Source organism: Mesorhizobium sp. LSHC420B00, assembly GCF_000503055.1.
GTDB lineage: Bacteria > Pseudomonadota > Alphaproteobacteria > Rhizobiales > Rhizobiaceae > Mesorhizobium.
This window is the reverse complement of the sequence record NZ_AYVY01000002.1, coordinates 111,962-134,230: the sequence shown is the minus strand read 5'-3', so window position 1 is coordinate 134,230 and position 22,269 is coordinate 111,962. Positions and strand designations below refer to the sequence as shown.

The following is a 22,269-nucleotide window of genomic DNA, read 5'->3' as shown; positions in this document are numbered from 1 at the left end:
GGATCTGAACGCCGTCTGCGACACAATTATCGCCTAGGTCCGCGATGAGAGCTTGCAGCCGTGGCGGTGACGCGGTCTCCCCTTCTCCCCTGTGGGAGAAGGTGGATTGGCGCGCAGCGCCGAGACGGATGAGGGATGCTGGACGGAGTAAGGCGCTACTCGGTGCGCCGCAGTCTGGATTTTGGATGAAGGTGTGCGCCGAGCTGGAGCGCACCTCATCCGTCGCCTACGGTGACACCTTCTCCCACAACAAGGGGAGAAGGTGAACCGTGCCACTCAGGCGGCTTCGTTCACCGGATGGCTGAGGCGGCGAACCTCCTCGTCGTTGAGCAGGCCGCCAGCACGCAGCAGGCTGGCGAAGCGGCCGTTGCGCAGCGACAGTTCGGTGAACCCGCCCATCTCGACCACCCGGCCCTTGTCCATGAACACGACCAGATCGGCATCGCGAACGGTGGTCAGGCGGTGGGCGATGATGAAGGTGGTGCGGCCGCGCCGCAATTCGTCGATGGCGTCCTTGACGCGGTCTTCCGTCTCGACGTCGAGCGCGCTGGTCGCCTCGTCGAGAACCAGGATGGGCGCGTCCTTCAGCACGGCGCGGGCAATCGCGATGCGCTGGCGCTCGCCACCGGACAGCTGTCCGCCGCGTTCGCCGACGACCGTGTCGTAGCCTTCGCTCTTCGACAGGATGAAATCCTGCGCGGCGGCGGCGTTGGCAGCGGCATGGACCTCGTCATAGGTCGCCTCCGCACGGCCGACGCGGATGTTGTCCTCGATCGAGCGGTTGAGCAGGCCGGCATCCTGGAACACGGTGGCGATCGAATGGCGCAGCGACTTGCGGGTCACCGTGCGGGTGTCGATGCCATCGATCAGGATACGGCCGCCGGACGGCGTGAAGACGCGCTGCAGGAGGTTGATGAGCGTCGTCTTGCCGGCGCCCGTCGGGCCGACGATGGCGACGGTCTGGCCGGCCTGGACCTCGAACGACGCGTCGTCGACGCCCTGCCCGGAATTGCCGAACTCGAAGCAGACATTCTCGAAACGCACATGACCCGTGACGTTGACGAGGTCGCGCAGCCCGTCGGGCTCGGCGGCATCGGAAGCGGAGTCCTCGAGATGATAGAATTCCTCGAGCTTGGCGCGTGCCTCGGAAATCTGGTTGGCGAAAGCCGACATCTGGTCGAGCCGGGCAATCAGCAGCGTGGCAAAGCCGGTAAAGGCGATGACGTCGCCGATGCGCAACTGGCCGTGCGTCACCAGATAGGCGCCAATCAAGAGCACCACCATCATCGAAATCGTCGACGACAGCCGGTGCAGCGCGTTGGCCATCGCCCACCAGTCGAGCACCGGATTCTGTGCATCGAGCAGGTTCTTGACGTAGCGCTTGAGCGCCTCGGTCTCGTGGCCGATGCGGTTGTAGCTCTGCAGGACAGCGACGTTGCTGACCGAGTCGGTCACATGCGCAAACACCTTGTGGTAATGCCGCTCGACGGCCGCCTGGCCTTCCTTGGTGCGCCGCATCACCAGCCGTCCGATGCCAACATAGAGCGCGCCAAGCGCCAGCAGCACCATCGACATGCGGATATCCATGCTGAGCGCCGTGGGCACCAGCAGAACCAGCGCGACCGCGGTCGACAGATGCTGCCGCATGAATTCGAGCCAGAGGCTGAACAGGGTCTCGACCGCGCGCAGGAGCGTGTGCAGGGAATTGGAGGTGCCGCGCTGATGATGCCAGGCTAGCGGCATGGTGATAACGCGCTCGAACGACTGGCAAAGAACCTCGCTGCGCCGCTGGTGGGCAAAGCGGTCGGCGCCGCGCGCCACCAGCACGAAGGCGATGATGTTGAACGCGCCGAGGCCGGCCCACATCGCCAGCGTCGAGAATACCGAGCCGCGGTCCGAAATGGCATCGATCACCCGGCCGAACATGATCGGCTCGAGAATGGCGATAATGGCAAGCGCGACATTCGCCCCGCAGATAAACGCAACGCGTTTCCTGTCGGCAGCGAGATAACCAAGGGCTCGCCAGTAGATTTGCAGAAGTGACACTTCAGCTACTCCGCCAATTATTTATGGTGCAGTGCGTCATTTTTTGACTCGTATCGGTTGACGCGTCGCAAAACAATGCTCGTCTACCTCTTCCGTTCCCATTCCGCGAACAAAAGATGACGACGCTTCGAAATTTGCCGTGATCGTCTAACAGTTTGAGATAAAAGGTGAAATGTCAGCGTTGCGGCAAAATCATGGCAGCTGGAAAGCACTGCCACAATTTTAATCAGCAAGACCCCGGGCACGACGTCTAAAGTCGTGTGCAGGCATTCAGCAAGGTCAAACGCAAATATAACCGGTAGAGGCACTTGGAGTGCCCGTGCGTTCCCTGGGGAAGCGCAAGGGACGCTCCAAGCCCTTGAATCTAGGCCGGTATTCTGACGATCACCTCGGCGTTGTCTCCGGCTTTTGGCTCGAAGGACGAAGATTTGGTCTTCGTGCCATTCACTTCAAGTGAGATGGCCCGAGCCTTTTTGTCGCGGACGACGCGTACCTTGATCTCGGCGCCCAGCATCTTCAGGGTCGCCGAATAACCGTCCCAATGGCTGGGAAGTCTCGGCGTGAATTGAATGCGCTGTCCGCGACGCTCGATGCCGAGAATGCTCTCGACCGCCGCGCGATAAAGCCAGCCCGCCGAACCGGTATACCAGGTCCAGCCGCCGCGGCCGCCCTTGTCCTGCCCGGAATAAACGTCGGCCGCGACGACGTAGGGTTCCACCCGGTAGCGCTCTGCCGCGGCTTCATCGAGTGCATGGTTGACCGGATTGAGCATCGAAAGGCAACGGTAGGCATCGTCGGTGCGACCCATCTCGGCGAGCGCAATGACGAACCATGTCGCCGCGTGCGTGTATTGGCCGCCGTTTTCACGGACCCCCGGCGGATAGCTCTTGATGTAGCCCGGGTCCTTTTCCGTCCTCGAGAACGGCGGGGTGAACAGCTTGACGATCTTGAGCTCGTCGTCGACGAGCGTTTTCAGCGCCTGCCCCATTGCCGTCGTCGACCGCGCCGGGTCGCCCTCGCCCGAAAGCACGCTCCAGGACTGGGCGATCGAGTCGATCTTGCACTCGTCCGATTTGCGCGAGCCGAGCGGCGTGCCGTCGTCGAAGCTGCCGCGCCGATACCACTCGCCATCCCAGGCGGTGCTTTCCAGCGCCCGCTTCAGCATCTCGGCGTGCTTTGTCCAGGCCTGCGCGCGCTTGGCATCGCTCTGCGCCTTGGCGACAGCGGCAAAGTCGCCCAGCGTCTTCAGCAGGAACCAGCCCAGCCACACGCTCTCGCCCTTGCCGTGCTCGCCGACGCGGTTCATGCCGTCGTTCCAGTCGCCGCCGAGGATCAGCGGCAGCCCGGCTGGGCTGCTGCGCTTGACGGCAAGATCGAGCGCCCGCGCGCAATGGTCATAGAGCGAGGCTGTCTTCTTCGAGATTTCCGGGATGAAGAAAGCATCGTGCTCGCCTTCGCCCAGCGCCTGCCCCTCGATGAAGGGCAATTGCTCCTTCAGGATCGCGGTATCGCCCGTCACCAGCAGGTAGCGCGCCGTGGCGTGGGCCAGCCAGACCACGTCGTCCGAGATCATGGTGCGAACGCCTGCCTCTGTGCGCGGCAGCCACCAATGCTGCACGTCGCCTTCGGGAAATTGCCGCCGCGCCGCATTGAGGATCTGATCACGCGCCAGCTTGGGGTCATGCGCCAGCAAGGCCAAGGTGTCCTGCAGTTGATCGCGGAAGCCGAAGGCACCGCTTGCCTGATAGAACGCAGAGCGGGCACGGATGCGGCAGGCCAGGCTCTGATAGGGCAGCCAGTGATTGACCATGGCGTCGAGTGCCTTGTCCGGCGTCTCGACCTGGATGGTGTCGAGAAAGCCGCGCCACGTGCGCTCATTGTCGGCCAGCCGCTGATCGAAATCCCTGGAGCGATGGGTCTGCACCAGCGCGCTGGCCTCCTCGGGCGAGGCCGCGTCGCCGAGCAGCCAGAGCAGCGTGACGTCGCCACCGGCAGCGATGTCGATGTCGCGTGCGATGGCCGCGCAGGGATCGTCGCCGGCCTCGACACGGCCCGACAGGCCGGCGCCGCTCAGCACGGCATGCGGAAGCTCGCTGGTGCCCAGCCTGCCGATGAATTCGCCGCGGTCGGCGGTGACGGAATGCACCGCACCGTCGGCGGCCAGAAAGGCGATCCGTTCGCCAAAATCGAGCCCATAGGGATTTTGCGCCAGCAGAGCGCCGGTCGCGGCATCCCGGGACGGAACGATGCTTGCCGCGGTGCGCGAACGATGGCCGCCAAGAACCCATTCAGCATAGGCGTAGACGCGTAGCCGCATCGGCGCCGAACCCGAATTCTGGATGCGCAGCCGCGATATCTTCACCGGATCGACGGGATCGACGACATGGGTCAGATCCATCGACAGCGGCCCGCGCTTTGAACGGAACGTCGAAAAACCCTGCCCGTGCCAGGTTTCGTAGGTCATTGTCGGGTCACGCACCACGGCAGCCAGCGGCGAGAACGCTTTGCCACTGGCATGATCGTAGATATAGATAGCCTCGCCCGGCCGGTTGGTGACCGGATCGTTCGACCATGGCGTCAACTGATAGTCGCGGCTGTTGCGGCTCCAGGTGAAGGCAGCGCCTTCAGCCGATATGTGGAACCCGAACGATGGGTTGGAGATGACGTTGATCCACGGTTGCGGCGTCGTGCGCCGGCCGGCAAGACGCACGACGTAGTGGCGTCCGCCGCCGTCGAAGCCGCCGAAACCGTTCCATTGGTCGAGCCCGCTGCCGTCGACGCGGGCCTCGATCAGTGCCTGGGCGGCAAACGCTTGCGCCGTCGGCACCGGCAAGGACGGCACGCGAAGCGCTGCAAGGTCTGCCGGCTGGAGGGCGGCGTCTCGCGCCTGCAGTGCCGCGGCCTCGGCGCGCTCGATCTGGTCGAAGATGGTGCCGTTACGCGTATGCAGCACCACCCGGGCGACGGCGAGCAAGGTCCTGTAGGTCGTTTCCTCCATCAGGTCGCGGCGCACCGCGAAGATGTGCTGGCGAGGTCCGAGCTCCTTGCCGCGCAACCGGCTGTTTTCGCACAGCGTCTCGACCGCGCGCTGCAAGTCCTGCACGTATGACGAAGCCTGCTCGTTGACGACAACAAAATCGATCATCATGCCGCGGGCGCGCATGTATTCCTGGAAGCGAAGCGCCTGGGCGACGATCTCCAGATCGGCGACATCGGCGATCCTGACCAGGAAAATCGGAAAATCGCCGGATATGCTGGTCGGCCACAGGCTGGACTGCCTGCCGAGCCCGGAGGCGATGGATTCGCCGGGCAGGCGCAGGAACGGATCGGGATAGATCAGGTAGCGCGCCAGCTTCTGCACATTGGCGGCGTCGGACAGGCTGAGGCCGAGGTGACGGGTCTGCACCTGCGAGCGCGTCCAGGCGAGCATTGCCTGGCGGGAGAAGCTTTCGGGATGGTCGAGCCGTGCGATAGCGGCATCCAATTCGGCGCGATCGGCGCCGACGACGGTCCAGAATGTCAGCGAAATCTTCTTGTTGGCCGGCACGCGCACCTGCCGGCGAAGCGAGGCGATCGGATCCAGGGTGAAGCCGGAATGGCCGCCAAGCTTGGCGCCGGGATCAAAGGCAGCCGCGTCCGTGATGGTGCGGCCGCGGCCGATGAAGGTGCGCCTGTCGGTTTCCGCCTCGGCATCACGCGCCGATCCAGACGGATCGGTGACGAAATGCACCATGGTGACATCGGGCTCGTCCTTTTCGCGCTTGCGCCTGGTGGCGAAGATCGCGCCGTTGTTCGGCGCGATCTCGGTTTCCACGAACATCTTCGAAAAGGCCGGATGCGCATTGTCCGAGGGCTCGGAGCCCAGCACCAGTTCGGCATACGAAGTCACTTCGATGTGCCGGTCGGCGGCGCCGTCATTGTAGAGCGTTACCCGCCGGCCCTCGCCATTGCCTTCCGAGATGACGATGCACTCGACCTCCGAACGCAGCGACCCAATCGATTTGACGAAGCTCGCCTTGTCGTCGGAAAACAGCGTCTGCACACGCTCGTCGGCGGCGCGCTTCGGCTCGGCGGTGGCCGACCACCAGTCGCCATTGCTGGCGTCGCGCAGGAAAATGTAGGAACCAAGGCGGTCCTCGGTCGGATCCGGCTGCCAGCGCGTGACGGCAAGTTCGCCCCAGCGGCTGTAGCCCGAGCCGGTGGCGGTGGCCATGACCGAGTAGCGGCCGTTGGACATGACACTGGTCGAGCGCAGCGCCCTGAGCGGATCGAGCACGATACGCGTATCCGGGCTCTCGAGTTCGGTCTCGTCCTTCGAGCGCTCGTCGGCCTCGGTCCTGACGGTCGCCGTCGGGATGTCGCGCGGCGCCCTTTCCTGCAAGAGCAATTCCGCAGATTCGATCACCGGATCGCTGTGGAAGCGGTCGCGCAGGCGCCCCTCGAAGATCGCATCAGCAACGGCGGCGATCGACATGCCCGAGTGGTGGGCCATGTAGTTCAGCACGACGGCATGGTCGGTGCCCTCGGGGACGCGCTGCGGCGTGAAATCCACCGCGTCGTAAAAGCCATGCCGGCCAAGTGCGCCCAGCCGCCTCAGCCTGGCCAGGTTCTGCACGGATTCATGCGGCGTGAACTGCGCTGCCAGCACGGTCGCGTAGGGCGCGATCACCGTGTTTTGGCCAAGGCCGCGCTTCAGCCCGAGCCCGGGCACGCCGAAATTGGTGTACTGATAGGTCAGTTCGCGGTCGCGGGCGTTGTAGGCCGCTTCCGAAATCCCCCAGGGAACGTTCTTCGACCGGCCATACTGGATCTGGCGCTTGATGATGAGCTTGCTGGTCTGGTTGAGAATGCTGCCTTGCGGCTCCTTCATCACCAGCGGCGGCATCAGATACTCGAACATCGAGCCGGACCAGGACATCAGCGCGCCCTGGAAGCCGATCTCGACGATCGGCCGGCCGAGCCGGAACCAGTGCTCGGTCGGCAAATCGCCCTTGGCGATGGCGAACAGGCTGGTCAGCCGCGCTTCGGAGGCCAAAAGGTCGTAGCAGCTTTCGTCGAGCTGATGCTCTTCGACCCGGTAACCGATCGACAAGAGCTTGCGTTCGGGCCGCATCAGGAACGAGAAATCCATCTCGAAGGCGAAACGGCGCGTGCGCTCGCGCAAGGTCAGAAGCTTAGCCCGCAATGCCGCGACGGCGTTTTCGTCGCTGTGCGCGTCGTGGACATGCGCCTCGCAGGTGGCTTCGAGCCTGGCCGCCCAATCGGCGATGGTGTCGCTCTGGGTCGATGCGGCCTCGGTGTGGATGGCTGTCGCGAGCTTGCGTATCTCGCCGGCCAGGACGGCCAGGTTGATAGTGCGGATCGACGCCATCTCCGGCTGCGCCTTGATCAATTCCACCGCCCGCCGCATGCCGTCGAGACGGTCGGCGAGCCGCTGGCGCAAGGGCCGCAATTGACGGCGGTCGTCGGGCAACTCCTCAAGGCTTTCGTCGAGGATGGTGACGGTGTCGAGGATGCCTTCGAAGTCGCCCTGCACATGCACCGACGGCGCTTCCGCCCATTCGGCGCAGGCAGCGGCCACGGCCACCAGATGGCCGGCGAGATTGCCGCTGTCGACGGCAGAAATGTACAGCGGATAGAGCGGCTTCAACGTCGTGGTGTCGTACCAGTTGAAGAGATGGCCGCGATCGCGCGGCATGCTCTCGATGGTCGACATGGTCGCGTCGATGCGGTTGACGGCGTCGGAGAGGCTGATCCAGCCGAAATCGCGTGCCGAAATCACGGACAGCAGGTAGACGCCGATATTGGTCGGCGAGGTGCGGGGCGCCACCACGGGGGCCGGGCTTTCCTGGAAATTGTCCGGCGGCAGATGGTGATGCTCGGCCGTCACGAAGGTCTCGAAATAGTGCCACGTTCGCCGCGCCACGGTGCGCAGCGCGTGGATATCGGCGGCCGATATGCGCAGGCGATCCTCGGTTTCGGCCGAACGGCTGATCCAGCAGGCGATGGCGGGCGAGCCGATCCAGAACAAGGCAAAGAAGAAGGCGACGAAGGCGCCGGTGGAATCGGCCAGCACCGGCACAGCGAGGCCGACGACGCCGATGATCACCGCGCCGTACATGATGCTGTAATAGGAGCCGAGATCGTTGTCGCCGCCCTTGTGTGCCTGCGAGGCGGTGCGCCATTCGAGCAGGTTCTGGCGGCTGACGAACAGGCGGTAGAGCGTGCGGATGATCGCGTCGCCCATCATCCAGGCAAGATGCGCCATCAGCACGATCTTCAGCGCCACCAGGGCGGTACCGAAGGCAACGTCGCGCGCCAGTGCCGAGAAATGGCCGCGCGGCGTCTGGTCGCCGCTCTTCGGCAGGATGGCGTTGACGATGTCGAAAGTGGGCGCCATGAACAGCGTGAGGATCAGCAGCGCCTGCCATTGCGCCGCCTGCGTGAATGGCAGCAGCGTCCAGCCGGCGATCGCGGCCATCACCCAGAAGATCGGCGTCACCGAGCGGCGCAGATTGTCCACCATCTTCCAACGCGACAGCGCCGGCACGTTTGAGCGCGGGCCGAGGATGAAGCCCAGAAGCTGCCAGTCGCCGCGTGCCCAGCGATGGTGGCGCGATGCGTCGACCGAATAGCGGGTCGGATAGTCCTCGACCAGTTCGACGTCAGTGACCAAGGCCGATCGCGCCAGCGCGCCTTCGAGCAGGTCGTGGCTGAGGATGGTGTTTTCCTCGATACGGCCCTTCAGCGCCGCCTCGAAGGCATCGACATGGTAGAGACCCTTGCCGGTGAAGGAACCGTCGCCGAAGATGTCCTGGTAGAGGTCCGACACGGCAAAGACGTACGGATCGAGCCCGCGATTGGCGGAAAAGACACGCTGGAAGAACGACGCCTCGTCGCCGCTGGTCAGCGACGCGGTGATGCGCGGCTGCAGGATGGAATAGCCGGCCGTGACCTCGCGCCGGGCCGCGTCGAAATGCGGACGGTTGAGCGGGTGGCAAAGCTTGCCGGCCAGCGCAGCGACGGCGTCGCGGGTTGTGCGGGTGTCGGCGTCCAGCGTCATGACGTGGACGACGCTCTCCGGCAAGGGCACTTCCAACGGCAGGAAGGTGGTGTCGCTGTCGCCGCGCAGCAAGAGGTTCAATTCGTGCAGCTTGCCGCGCTTGCGCTCCCAGCCCATCCAGACGCCTTGCGAGGCGTTGTAGAGCCGGCGCCGATGCAGCAGATAAAAGCGCGGCGCGCCATCCGAGGGATAGCGGGCGTTCAGTCGGGCGATTTCGGCGCGGGCGAATTCGAGGATTTCGACATCCGCCGTATCGATCTCGGTCTTCGAGTCCGGCCAGTCGGAAAGCAGCGCGAAATGGATCTCGCCCGCCGTGTTGGCGAGGTGATGCACTTCGATGTTGCGGATGTTCTCCTCAACGTCGTCGCGCGAGCCGATCAGCGACGGCACCACCACCAGCGTCCGTGCCTCGGGCGGTACACCATGCCTGAAATCATAGCCGATGAGACGCGTCGGCTTCAAAAACAGCGAGACGACGGTGTTGAAGAATGCGAGCGCGCCTTCGCTGGCCGGCACCGCGAACAGGGCCAGCATCAGGACGATCGACGGCACTGACAGGCCGAGATTGGCGAGCGCATTGCCGGAGACGACCAGAAGCAGGACCGTCAGCGCAAACACCGGCACGACGATGCCCAGCCATCCGGTCTTGCGGAACGTCCGGTTGATCGTCTTGCCGATGGTAGGCCGGTAGCCGATCGACCGCTCCAGTTCCATCCGGCGCGGACCGACCAGAAAGAAGCCGACGTCGGTGTGAGCGATCGGACCGGTTTCGGAGCCCGGCGCATCGGCAGCATGGCCGGCGAGTTCAATCGCCCGTTCGGCAACGCGAAATTCGGAAAGATCGGAACGGCGTGCCAGCTCCTCGATCGCAGTCCGGTATTGGTCGCGCGAAAAGAAATCGAGCGCCGCGAAATCGGTGCGCTCGCGCAGCAAAGTGTCGATGCGGCTGACGCCCTCGAACCACACCGTCCAGTCGATGTCATTGATGAGGCGCAGGCCGCGGATGATGTTGCCGGTGGTCACATTGCCGCTGGACAGCGTGCGGTGCTCGCTGAGGATGATTTCCTCGGCGTCGGAGCCCGTCCTTTCCAGCTCGCCCTCCAGCCATTCCAGCGCCCTGCCGGCATTTTGCGAGCCGTCGCGCAGCCGGTAGAGCAACTGGGTTGCGAAGGTGGTGTCCTGCGCATGGGCGCTGTAGCCGGAAAGTATCGTCTGCCGGTCGGCGCTGTCGTCCGTCGCCAGCACACGGTCGGCGACCTCGTTGGCGATCTGGCGCAACTCCCGCGTGCGATTGACGCGCACCGCGATCCGGCGAAGATTCTCGATCAGGACAAAGCGCAGCAGCGACGGCAGCGCCCATAGTTCGCCGATCTTCAGCGGCTCGACGGACTGGAAGCCTTCGACGATCGCCTTGAACATGGCCGACGAGACGGAACTGTCGGAATGCGCGACATAGGTCCATGCGACCGCCAACGCGCGCGGCACGCTGGATCCGTCGGACAGTTTCAGCGTCGGCAACTGGCGATAGAAGCGGCGCGGCAGGTCGCGCTTGACCTGGAAAATGGTCTCCTCGACCAGGTAGTTGTTGTCGAGCAGCCACTGTGCCGCGGGCGTGATCGTTTCGCCCCTCGCCTGGGCAGCGTTGGTGGAACGGTAGACATCGAGAATCTTCCTGGCGCTGTCGCGGATGCGCGCCTGAAAATCGAAAGGCGTCAGCCCGAACAAATCCTTGGCATCGCCATTGGCAAGGGCTGCGCCCAACGCGCGCAGCCGATCTTCCGTCAGGAAATGGGAGCGTATCGGCTCGTCGGTGACAGCCGGGAAGCTGGCGCTCGTCTTTTCGATCTGTGCGAGATTGGTCTGGATATTCATCTAAGGTTCCGTGTTGGGGACGCAGTGCGGCGTCACCGCCACGGCAATGTCCCTAAAACCGGTCCAAATGCAATTGGTTGCATCGCAACACTTGGCCGAATGTTTGTTTCCGCACCACGACAAGGTGTCGTCTTTCGACAACTTCCAGGCGAGCGCCTCCGAGCATCGTTTCGGCTTCTGATCGGCGGAAGATTCAGGCTTTTTCGTGATGCAGGGACCAGCTTACGCAATATTTGACCGGCGTCTCGATCATGTTTGGAAACAGGCGTTAATCGTTGCCGGCAATGCGATCGATGCGGATCACGAACAGCATCGCCGGCCGGACGGGATCAAGGCGCAGTTCCGGCGCTTGCGGCCCGAGCAACAGCGCATCGAGCGGCCCCAGTTGCACGGGCGCGGCGCCGGCCACCCTAAGCTCGCCGTCGAGGGACAGGATGAGTGTTTCATCGGCTCCAAACCGGATTTTCGTCGGAGCCGAAATCAACAGGCGCTCGATCTGGTGGATCGCCCGGGTCCGGCGGGTCATGACGTTGAGGTCGGTGATCGGACCGGCGATCAGCGTCGCTTGCGTTGGCACGTCGGCCGGAAAGGCAAGCGGTGCGGAAGCCTTGGTGATTTCGACCGGCGGCCGGCCGGCGATATCGAGGACCATGCCCTCGCCTTCCAGCAAGGCCAAAGTCCGGTCGACGCCGGGAAAGCCGGAAAACGGGCCGCCGCCCTCGACCAGCGCCATCGAGACGCGCCAGTCGAAATCGTCGAGCCCAGCACCTGCCGGCGAGACGGCAATCTCCGTCGTCACGCCGCCGCCGTTCTTCCACGGCATCGACCGGTATTCCGAGGCCCGAAGGATGCGCAAGGCGCGGCTCAGCCCAATATGCCGGGCAGGTTGAGCTGGTTCTCCCTGGCGCACTCGATCGCGATGTCGTAGCCGGCGTCGGCGTGACGCATGACGCCCGTCGCCGGATCGTTCCACAGAACCCGCTCAAGGCGCTTGGCCGCCTCACGCGTGCCGTCGGCGACGATAACCATGCCGGCATGCTGCGAAAAGCCCATGCCGACGCCGCCGCCATGGTGCAGCGACACCCAGGTGGCACCGGACGCGGTGTTGAGCAAGGCGTTGAGCAGCGGCCAGTCGGAGACGGCATCGGAGCCGTCCTTCATCGCCTCCGTCTCGCGGTTCGGCGAGGCGACCGAGCCGGAATCGAGGTGGTCGCGGCCGATGACCACCGGTGCCTTCAGTTCGCCGCTGGCGACCATCTCGTTGAAGGCGAGGCCGAGCCGGTGGCGGTCGCCAAGGCCAACCCAGCAGATGCGGGCCGGCAACCCTTGGAAGGCGATGCGCTCACGCGCCATGTCGAGCCAGTTGTGCAGATGGGTGTTACCAGGAGTCAGCTCGCGCACCTTGGCGTCGGTTCTGTAGATATCCTCGGGATCGCCGGAAAGTGCTGCCCAGCGGAACGGGCCGATGCCGCGGCAAAACAGCGGACGGATATAAGCCGGCACGAAACCCGGGAAGGCAAAGGCATTCTCAAATCCCTCCTCCTTCGCCACCTGGCGGATGTTGTTGCCGTAGTCGAGCGTCGGCACGCCGGCGTTCCAGAACGCCACCATCGCCTCGACATGCTCGCGCATCGACGCGCGGGCAGCCTTTTCGACCGCCTTCGGGTCGCTGGTGCGCTTCTCGCGCCATTCGGCCAGCGACCAGCCCTTGGGCAGATAGCCGTTGAGCGGGTCATGCGCCGAGGTCTGGTCGGTGACGATGTCGGGGCGTACGCCGCGCCGCACCAGTTCCGGCACGATGTCGGCGGTGTTGCCGACCAGGCCGACCGATTTCGCCTCACCGGCTTTGGTCCAGCGCTCGATCTTCTCCAGAGCCTCGTCGAGCGTGTCGGCGCGCTCGTCGACATAACGGGTGCGCAGCCGGAAATCGATGCGGTCGGGATCGCATTCGACCGCCAGGCAGCAGGCGCCGGCCATGACTGCTGCGAGCGGCTGGGCACCACCCATGCCGCCGAGGCCGCCGGTCAGGATCCATTTGCCTTTGAGATTGCCGCCATAGTGCTGACGGCCTGCCTCGACGAAGGTCTCGTAGGTGCCCTGCACGATGCCTTGCGTGCCGATGTAGATCCATGAGCCGGCCGTCATCTGGCCGTACATCATAAGGCCTTTTCTATCGAGCTCGTTGAACTTCTCCCATGTCGCCCAGTGCGGCACGAGATTCGAATTGGCGATCAGCACGCGCGGCGCATCAGGATGGGTGCGGAACACGCCGACCGGCTTGCCGGATTGCACCAGCAGCGTCTCGTCGTCGGCAAGCGTCTTCAGCGAGGCAACGATGCGGTCGAAATCGTTCCAGGTGCGCGCCGCCCGGCCGATGCCGCCATAGACGACCAGTTCGTTGGGATTTTCGGCGACGTCCGGATCGAGATTGTTCATCAGCATGCGCAACGGCGCTTCCGTCAGCCAGGTGCGGGCGTTGAGCTCGCTGCCGCGCGGGCTGCGCACTTCACGGATATTGTGGCGAGGATCGGTCATGATTGTCCCTTTCGAGTGAGGTGCGCCGTGCGTCAGCGTTCAGCCCAGGCGATCGCCGTTTCCAGGATCTTTCTCAGCGTGACGCGGATCGGCGCTGCGAATTCGGCGTCGTAAGGCACCGGCCAGTTATCCGGTTCGCCCTTGCCTTCGGGCTCGCGCAGATAGCCACGGTTGGAGAGCTCCATCTGCAGCGCGTGGACGCCGGCTTGCGGCTGGCCGAAATGACGCGTGATCCAGCCGCCCTTGAAGCGGCCGTTGACGACGAAGCTCTCGCCGGTTTCGGCGACAATCTGCGTGACTTTCTCCTGCACCGCCAGATCGGCGCTCTTGCCGTCATTGGTGCCGAGATTGAAGAGCGGCAATTTGCCTTCGAACAGGCGCGGCAGCACCGAACGGATCGAGTGGCAGTCATAGACGACGATCTTCCCGTGCAAAGCGCGCAGCCTGTCGATCTCGGCCTGCAACGCGGCATGATAGGGCACGAAGAATTTTTCGCGGCGTTCGTCGATCTCAGACGGCCCCGGCTCCTCGCCTTCGCGGTAGAGCGGATCGCCGTCGAAGGTCTCGGTCGGGCAGAGCCCAGTCGTCGTCTGGCCGGGATAGAGCGAAACGCCAGACGGATCGCGGTTGACGTCGATGACGGTGCGCGAGATCGCCGTATGCACCACCGTCGCGCCAAGGCTCTCGGCGAAATCATAAAGCTTGTCGATCCACCAGTCGGCGTCACGGCGGCCGAGCCAGAGCGAGATAAGTCGGTTGTCGAGGCCGGCCAGATCGATACCGGTATGCGGGATCGAAACCAGCAGGGGTGCCGTGCCTCGGGTGACGGTGAGCCAAGTCATGAGAAGTCTCCGCGCGTTGGAGCTCTACGGCGCCCCCCTCTGCCCTGCCGGGCATCTCCCCCACAAGGGGGGAGATTGGCAGCTGCGGCGCCTCGCTCAGTCCTGCAACGTTGGAGATTGGCGAAAGCCAGTGTAACGGCCAATCTCCCCACTCGTGGGGGAGATGCCCGGCAGGACAGAGGGGGGCGCGGCAGAACGCGACCTTGCAATTGTCCGTCAACATCGACCTCGGTTTTTATCGCTCGCAACGTATTTTGTTCTTGCTTTGTGCCGGCAGCTATGCCACTAATATGGGTATGGTGATGATTGTCACCGGCGACCCGCCCTTGAGGCGGGTTTTTTGTTTCTGGCTTTGAAAGTTTCGGTGTTGCCGGGCTGAGGTTGGCGGGACAGCGCCCTCCTCTGCCCTGCCGGGCATCTCCCCCACTTGGGGGGAGATCAGCTGGCGTCGAGGGTTTCGCCAACGTCCGAGCTGTGGCGGCGTACAGTCTCACGACGTCACTCCCGGCAGCTTTACCGCGCTTGCCGCTTCCACCGCCGCGCCGCTGCGTACCAAGGCGATGGCCTTCTCCATGTCGGGATGGAAGTGCCGGTCGTTGTCGAGATGCGGCACCTCTGCCCTGACCAGCCGGCGCACCGCCTCCAGCGCCGTGCTCGAGGCCAGCGGGGCATGGAAATCGCAGCCTTGCGCGGCGGCCAGCAATTCGATGCCGATGACGGCCGTCGCGTTCTCGACCATGCCGATGAGCCGGCGCGCGCCGTGCGCCGCCATCGAGACATGGTCTTCCTGGTTGGCCGAGGTCGGGATCGAATCGACGCTGGCCGGATAGGCCTTTTGTTTGTTTTCCGAGACGAGCGCCGCGGCTGTCACTTGCGGGATCATGAAACCGGAATTCAGACCCGGCTTGGGCGTCAGAAAGGCCGGCATGCCCGACAGCGCTGGGTCGACCAGCATGGCGATGCGGCGTTCCGACAGCGAGCCGATCTCGCAGACGGCGAGCGCGATCATGTCGGCGGCGAAGGCCACCGGCTCGGCGTGGAAATTTCCGCCAGAAAGCGCTGTGTCGTCCTCGGCAAAGATCAGCGGATTGTCGGTGACGCCATTGGCCTCGGTGCCGAGCGTATCGGCGGCCTGACGCAGCACGCTGAGTGCTGCGCCCATCACCTGCGGCTGGCAGCGCAGGCAGTATGGGTCCTGCACGCGCTCGTCGCCGACGCGGTGCGATTCACGGATGGCGCTGCCGGCCATCAAATTGCGCAACGCCTCGGCCGTCTCGATCTGGCCGCGATGTTTCCTGAGCAGATGGATGCGTGGATCGAAGGGCGCGTCGGAGCCCTTGGCGGCATCGGTCGACAGCGCGCCGGCGACCAGTGCCGACTGGTAGAGCACTTCCGCCTCGAACAAAGCTGCCAGCGTATAGGCGGTCGAAAACTGGGTGCCGTTGAGCAGCGCCAGGCCTTCCTTGGCGCCCAATGTCACCGGCTCCAGGCCGTGCGAAACGAAGGCGACCTTGGCGGGAAAGCGACCATGCGGGGTAAAACATTCGCCGACGCCGATCATCACCGCGGTCATGTGCGACAGCGGCGCGAGGTCGCCGGAAGCTCCAACCGAGCCTTGCGCCGGCACCACGGGAATAACGTCGTTGGCCAGCATCGCCTCGAGCAGCTCGATCGTCTGCGGCCGCACGCCGGAGGCGCCCTGGGCCAGGCTGGCCAGCTTCAGCGCCATCATCAGCCGGCAAATTGCCACCGGCATCGGCTCGCCGACGCCGGCGGCATGTGACAGCACGACGTTTCGCTGCAGCGTCTCGAGGTCGGCGGCGGGGATGCGCACGCTGGCCAGCTTGCCGAAGCCGGTGTTGATGCCATAGACCGGCTCGCCCTTGGCAACGATCCTGGCGACGGCCTCGGCGCTGGCCTTGATCTTCGGCCGGCAGGCATCGTCGAGCCTCAGTGCGGCGCCGCGATAGATGGCGCGCCAATCGGCCAGCGTGGCATTGCCTGGCCTTAGCTTGAGTTCGGTCATTGTCCCCTCCAGATGCGGGCATGCAGCGGATTGAAGCCCATGCGGTAGACGAGTTCGGCCGGGCGCTCGACGTCCCAGATCGCCAGATCGGCGGATTTTCCGGCTTCCAGCGTGCCGGTCTGTCCAAGCAGCCCGAGCGCGCGGGCAGCCTCGCGCGTAACGCCGGCAAGGCATTCATCGACGGTCAGGCCGAACAATGTCGCCGCCATGTTCATGGTCAGCAGCAGCGAGGTCAGCGGCGAGGTGCCCGGATTGTTATCGGTGGCAACGGCCATCCTGACGCCATGCTGGCGAAACAGGGCGATCGGCGGCTTCTTGGTCTCGCGGATAAAGTAGTAGGCGCCGGGCAAGATGGTCGCCACGGTTCCTGCCTTCGCCATTGCCACCGCACCTGCCTCGTCGGCGTATTCGAGGTGGTCGGCCGATAGCGCACCATAGCGCGCCGCAAGTTCCGCGCCGTGCAGATTGGACAGCTGGTCCGCATGAAGCTTGACCGGCAGGCCCGCCGCCTTGGCCGCATCGAACACGCGAGAAATCTGCTCCGGCCAAAAGGCGATGCCTTCGCAAAAGCCGTCGACGGCATCGGCCAGGCCCTCGGCCGCGACGGCCGGCAAAATCTCGTTGGCGACAAGATCGATAAAGGCGTCCTTGTCACCTTTTGCTTCGGGCGGCAGCGCATGAGCGCCGAGGAAAGTGGTTCTGACCGTCACCGGCCGCTCACCGCCCAGCCGTCGCGCGGCGCGCAGCGACTTCTTCTCGTTTTCGAGGTCGAGACCGTAGCCGGATTTGATCTCGACGGTGGCGACGCCTTCGGCGATCAGCGCGTCGAGGCGTGGCAGCGACTGGGCGACCAGCTCGTCCTCGCTCGCAGCGCGCAGTGCCTTGACCGAGGAAACGATGCCGCCGCCGGCCTTGGCGACCTCCTCATAGGTGGCGCCGGCCAGCCGCATCTCGAATTCATTGGCACGGTTGCCGACATGGACCAGATGGGTGTGGCAGTCGATCAGGCCAGGCGTGATCCAGCGGCCTTCGCAGTCGGTCGCCTCGGCGCCCTCGCGGAGTGCTGCCGGCATGTCGGCTTCCGGCCCGCCATAGAGGATCCGGCCGTTGCGCACGGCGATTGCACCGTGCTCGACGACGCCTAACCCGGCGCTGCTTTCGGCCATGGTCGCGAGGCGCGCATTGCGCCAGAGGCGAACCTCCCCTGCCCGGCTTTTGCTCTCTCCAGCCATCATCTTTTCCATTTCAATCGGGAGTTATTATGTATATACATATCAAAAGGCACTGCAAGCGCTATCATCACATGGCCAACCGGGATTTGGAGAAAGACGTGACGGCGATTTTTGCGGAACAGGCACTTCTGCCCGACGGCTGGCGCAGCGATGTGCGGATCGTAATCTCCGACGGCAAGATCGCAACGGCCGAGGCGAATACCTCGCCTCTGCCCGGCGACGAGCGCCATTCTATCCTTTTGTCCGGCATGCCGAACCTGCACAGCCATGCCTTCCAGCGCGGCATGGCCGGCCTTGCCGAATTGCGCGGCCCTTCCGCCGACAGTTTCTGGAACTGGCGCGAGGTGATGTATCGTTTCGCGCTGTCGATGACGCCGGACCAGGTCGAGGCGGTCGCGGCGCAACTCTATGTCGAGATGCTGGAGGCCGGGTTCTCGCGCGTCGGCGAGTTTCACTATCTGCACCACGACCGCGACGGCCGGCCCTATGCCAACATCGCCGAGATGGCGGAGCGTATCATTGCTGCAGCGTCCGAGACAGGCATCGGGCTGACTTTGCTGCCGGTGTTCTACGCGCATTCCTCTTTCGGCGGCGCTGCGCCAAATGAAGGCCAGCGGCGATTCATCAACGATGTGAACCAGTTCTCGCGGCTTGTTGAGAAAAGCCGCGAATCCCTTCGCGCGTTGACTCAGGCTGTCGTCGGCGTGGCCCCACACAGCCTGCGTGCCGTGACACCCGAGGAACTGGAAAACATCACGGCGATGGCGCCGGAGGGGCCGATCCACATCCACATCGCCGAGCAGATGAAGGAGGTCGAGGACTGCCTTGCCTGGTCCGGGGCGCGGCCGGTCGAATGGCTGCTTGCCAATGCCAAGGTCGACCAGCGCTGGTGCCTCATCCACGCCACCCACATGACCGACACCGAGACGACCGATATGGCGAAAAGCGGCGCCGTTGCCGGCCTCTGCCCGATCACCGAGGCCAATCTCGGCGACGGCACCTTTGCCGCGCCGCTGTTCATGCAGCATGGCGGCCGCTTCGGCATCGGTTCGGATTCCAACGTGCTGATCGGCCTGCCGAACGAGTTGCGGCAACTCGAATATTCGCAGCGCCTCGCCCACCGCGCCCGCAACGTGTTGGCGGTGGCCGGCGGATCGACCGGTCGCGCGTTGTTCGATGCGGCGCTCGAGGGTGGCAGTTCCGCGTTGGGCGCCGGCGCCTCGCGGATCACTGCCGGTGCCTCGGCCGATCTCGTCTCGCTCGACGGCAAGCATCCATCGTTGGCGGGCAAGGCAGGTGATGCGATCCTCGACGCCTGGATTTTTGCCAACGGCACCAAGATCGATTGCGTCTGGGTGCATGGCAGGAAACTGGTCAGCGACGGCAGGCATGCAAGACGCGATGCCATTGCCGAGCGCTTCCGCAAGGTGATGACGGCGCTTTCGGCATGAGCATGATCGAGGCGATAAGCGCGGATTCTGGAAGCGCGGACGGCGGCGAGGCCCTTTCGCTACACCAGCGCATCCTGTCGGACATTAGCGAACGGATCCTGTCCGGCGCCTGGGCGCCCGGCCACCGCATTCCGTTCGAGCATGAACTGACGGAAGAATACAGATGTTCGCGCATGACGGTGAACAAGGCGCTGTCGCAATTGGCCAAGGCCGGGCTGATCGAGCGCCGGCGTCGCTCCGGCAGTTTTGTCCGCCGGCCGCAATCGCAGGCGGCCGTTCTCGAAATCCACGACATCCGAATCGAGGTCGAGGCACTTGGCCTGCCCTACCGCTACGAGCGCGTGGCGGGAAGCAGAAGGCGCAGCAGTGCCGACGATCGCGCCCTGCTGGAACTCGACGTCGCCGGGCCGGTGCTGGCGCTGGAATGCCGGCATTTCGCCGGCAACCGGCCGTTCGCCCACGAGCAGCGGCTGATCAACCTGGCTGCCGTGCCGGAGGCCGCCGAAGAGGCGTTTTTCGACACGGCGCCCGGTCCGTGGCTGATCGGCCGTGTGCCATGGAGTGCGGCCGAGCATCGCATCCGCGCGGTTGCCGCCGAAAAGCACATCGCGGCGGCTCTCGACATCGCGACCGGCGCGCCGTGCCTGGTGATCGAGCGGCGAACATGGAGCGCCGAGCACCCCGTCACCCATGTCCGGTTCACCTACGCGGCCGAGAGCCATACGCTGGTGGCGCGGTTCACGCCGTCGCAGGGGTGAGCATTTCAACTGAGGGTCAGACCCCCTCACCCGGATTGCCGACGGAATTGCGAAGAGCAATTCGGGGCAATCCGACCTCTCCCCGAGGGGAGAGGAGATCGCTGGTGCCAGCGCCAGTCTCTTCTCCCCTCGGGGAGAAGGTGGCCGCGAAGCGGCCGGATGAGGGGGAACCTACGGAGCGCCTCAAATCGCCGCGGTAACAATGATCTCGACCAGATATTCCGGTCCGGCAAGCTTGGCCTCGCCGGTGGCGCGGGCCGGCGTGTTGCCCTGTGGTACCCATTTGTCCCACTCGGCGTTCATCTCAGCAAAGGTGCCCATGTCGGCCAGCCAGATGATCGCCTGCAGGATCTTGGTCTTGTCGGTGCCGGCCTTGGCCAGCAATTCGTCGATCGCCGCCAGAATGTCTCTTGTCTGGGCGCCGACGTTTCCACCCGGCTTGCCGACCTGACCGGCCAGATAGACGGTGTTGCCGTGGATGACGATCTGGCTCATGCGCGGGCCTACATCGATGCGACGAATGCTCATTGGATATTCCTTCTCCTCTTGCCAGTTGCGCCTGTTTAGGGGCCGGGTTCGCCGGGGGCAAGGCCGCTCGAGCGGAACCTCTTGAGCCAAGCCAAAGCACACAACAAGACGGTCCGGCCGCAATTCCGCCCGATTGGCTTGTTGACTAATGTAATAACATCACATATCGAATCCGCCCCTGCAGCACCGATCGTCGCCCCATGGATCGTCACATGAGCCAAACCTGCCTGACCTTCCGCGACCTGACGCTGGGCTATAACAGCCATCCTGCGATCCACCACCTCGACGGCACGATCCGCAAGGGATCGTTGACGGCGGTCGTCGGCGCCAACGGCTCCGGCAAGTCGACGCTGATGAAGGGCATCGTTGGCGTCCTGAAGCCGATGGCCGGTGCGGTGATCCGGGCGCCGGGCGTGCGCGCCGCCTACCTGCCGCAGCAGTCCGAGCTCGACCGCTCCTTTCCGGCCCGGGTCGTCGACCTGGTTTCGCTTGGCCTGTGGCCGCGGCGTGGCATGCTCGGCCGCTATACCAGGGAAGATCGCGACTCGGTCAGCAAGGCGCTGATGGCCGTCGGCCTCGGCGGTTTCGAGAAGCGGCCGATCGACACGTTGTCGGGCGGCCAGCTGCAGCGCACGCTGTTTGCCCGCGTGCTGTTGCAGGATGCCGAGCTCATCCTGCTCGACGAGCCGTTCAATGCCGTCGACACAAAGACCGTCGGCGACCTGATCGCACTGATCAAGCGCTGGCATGGCGAGGAGCGTACGATCATGGTGGTCGTCCACGATCTCGACCTGGTGCGGCAGAATTTCCCCGAAACACTGCTCCTGGCGCGCCAGCCGGTCGCCTGGGGCGAGACCAGAGAGACGCTGAGGCCGGAGAATTTGTTGCGCGCGCGCCGCTTCCACGAAGCCTGGGAGGACAACGCGCCATGGTGTGAGCCTGGCGAGCATGACCACGAGCACAGTGGCCACGAGCACAGCCATGACCACGACCATCATCACGGCTCCGGGCCGAGGGCGGCATGATGGACGTGCTTTACGGTCTTTTCGTAGCTCCTTTCGCCGACTACGCCTTCATGCAGCGGGCGCTCGCCGGCTCGCTGATGCTGTCGCTCGGCGCCTGCCCGGTCGGCGTGTTCCTGATGCTGCGGCGCATGAGCCTGTCCGGCGACGCCATGGCCCATGCCATCCTGCCCGGTGCTGCCGCCGGCTTCCTGTTCTATGGGCTGGAGATCCTGCCCATGACCGTCGGCGGGTTGATCGCCGGCATCATCGTGGCGCTCGGCGCCGGTGCCGTCTCGCGCTTCACCATCCAGCGCGAGGACGCCTCGATGGCGGCCTTCTATCTGATTTCACTGGCCATCGGCGTGCTGATGGTGTCGATCCGCGGCTCCAGCGTCGATCTTATGCATGTGCTTTTCGGCACCGTGCTGGCGCTGAACAACGAGGCGCTGACGCTGATCGGCGGCATCGTCGTGGTGACGCTGGTCAGCCTCGCCATCTTCTGGCGAGCGCTGGTCGCCGAATGCCTCGACCCCTTGTTCCTGCGCTCGGTCAGCCGGATGGGCAGCCCGGTGCATTTCATCTTTCTCGGCCTCGTCGTGCTCAACCTCGTCGGCGGCTTCCAGGCGCTCGGCACCTTGCTGTCGGTCGGGCTGATGATGCTGCCGGCAGCGGCGGCCCGCTTCTGGACCTCGCGCGTCGAGCCGATGTGCGTGCTGGCGACAGTGATCGGCTTTGCCTCTTGCATTGCCGGGCTGCTGTTGTCCTATCATGCGTCGCTGCCCTCCGGCCCGGCCATCATCCTGTCCGCCGGCGTCGTCTATTTCGCCTCGATCCTGTTCGGGACGCGCGGCATCCTGCGCGCCCGCATCATCCATCACCGCCACAGAACTGCCTGATCCCAACGAAGGAGAC

General features: G+C 64.6%; 12 protein-coding genes. 4 read left to right on the top strand and 8 right to left on the bottom strand.

Features of this window, described 5'->3' with window-relative positions; genetic code table 11:
* Positions 1–276: 276 nt before the first annotated feature.
* From X760_RS44445 to hutI, 7 genes are all read right to left on the bottom strand, one after another.
* Positions 277–2,046 (bottom strand): glucan ABC transporter ATP-binding protein/ permease, encoded by a 1,770-nt coding sequence (locus tag X760_RS44445; RefSeq protein WP_023717211.1) that lies wholly within the window; start codon positions 2,044–2,046, stop codon positions 277–279.
* A gap of 364 nt (positions 2,047–2,410) precedes the next feature.
* The gene (locus X760_RS44440) at positions 2,411–10,981 is read right to left on the bottom strand and encodes a glucoamylase family protein (RefSeq protein WP_023717210.1); all 8,571 of its coding nucleotides are present in this window, start codon (positions 10,979–10,981) and stop codon (positions 2,411–2,413) included.
* Between the two features lie 268 nt (positions 10,982–11,249).
* Positions 11,250–11,837 (bottom strand): HutD family protein, encoded by a 588-nt coding sequence (locus X760_RS44435; protein WP_023717208.1) that lies wholly within the window; start codon positions 11,835–11,837, stop codon positions 11,250–11,252.
* Between the two features lie 8 nt (positions 11,838–11,845).
* Complete coding sequence (hutU, locus tag X760_RS44430) at positions 11,846–13,516, bottom strand: urocanate hydratase (RefSeq protein WP_023717207.1); 1,671 nt, start codon at positions 13,514–13,516, stop codon at positions 11,846–11,848.
* A gap of 32 nt (positions 13,517–13,548) precedes the next feature.
* Positions 13,549–14,358 (bottom strand): N-formylglutamate deformylase, encoded by an 810-nt coding sequence (gene hutG, locus X760_RS44425; protein ID WP_023717206.1) that lies wholly within the window; start codon positions 14,356–14,358, stop codon positions 13,549–13,551.
* Between the two features lie 490 nt (positions 14,359–14,848).
* Positions 14,849–16,384, bottom strand: coding sequence for a histidine ammonia-lyase (gene hutH / locus X760_RS44420; RefSeq protein WP_023717205.1), 1,536 nt, complete (start codon positions 16,382–16,384; stop codon positions 14,849–14,851).
* Positions 16,381–17,616: an imidazolonepropionase gene (hutI, locus tag X760_RS44415; RefSeq protein ID WP_023717204.1), complete on the bottom strand. Its 1,236-nt coding sequence runs from the start codon at positions 17,614–17,616 to the stop codon at positions 16,381–16,383. The genes hutH and hutI overlap by 4 nt, the downstream gene beginning before the upstream one ends.
* A 98-nt stretch (positions 17,617–17,714) precedes the next feature.
* Between hutI and X760_RS44410 the strand changes: the two genes are divergently transcribed.
* Positions 17,715–19,067 (top strand): formimidoylglutamate deiminase, encoded by a 1,353-nt coding sequence (locus tag X760_RS44410; RefSeq protein ID WP_023717203.1) that lies wholly within the window; start codon positions 17,715–17,717, stop codon positions 19,065–19,067.
* Entirely contained in the window at positions 19,064–19,825 is a 762-nt protein-coding gene (hutC, locus tag X760_RS44405) for a histidine utilization repressor (RefSeq protein WP_023717202.1), read from the top strand. The genes X760_RS44410 and hutC overlap by 4 nt, the downstream gene beginning before the upstream one ends.
* A gap of 183 nt (positions 19,826–20,008) precedes the next feature.
* Here hutC and X760_RS44400 read toward each other — a convergent pair whose 3' ends face one another.
* Entirely contained in the window at positions 20,009–20,353 is a 345-nt protein-coding gene (locus tag X760_RS44400; RefSeq protein ID WP_023717201.1) for a RidA family protein, read from the bottom strand.
* Positions 20,354–20,565: 212 nt separating this feature from the next.
* Between X760_RS44400 and aztA the strand changes: the two genes are divergently transcribed.
* Both aztA and aztB read left to right on the top strand, forming a co-directional pair.
* The gene (gene aztA / locus X760_RS44395; protein ID WP_023717200.1) at positions 20,566–21,378 is read left to right on the top strand and encodes a zinc ABC transporter ATP-binding protein AztA; all 813 of its coding nucleotides are present in this window, start codon (positions 20,566–20,568) and stop codon (positions 21,376–21,378) included.
* The gene (gene aztB / locus X760_RS44390) at positions 21,378–22,253 is read left to right on the top strand and encodes a zinc ABC transporter permease AztB (protein WP_023717199.1); all 876 of its coding nucleotides are present in this window, start codon (positions 21,378–21,380) and stop codon (positions 22,251–22,253) included. Before aztA ends, aztB begins: the two co-directional genes overlap by 1 nt.
* Positions 22,254–22,269: the final 16 nt, after the last annotated feature.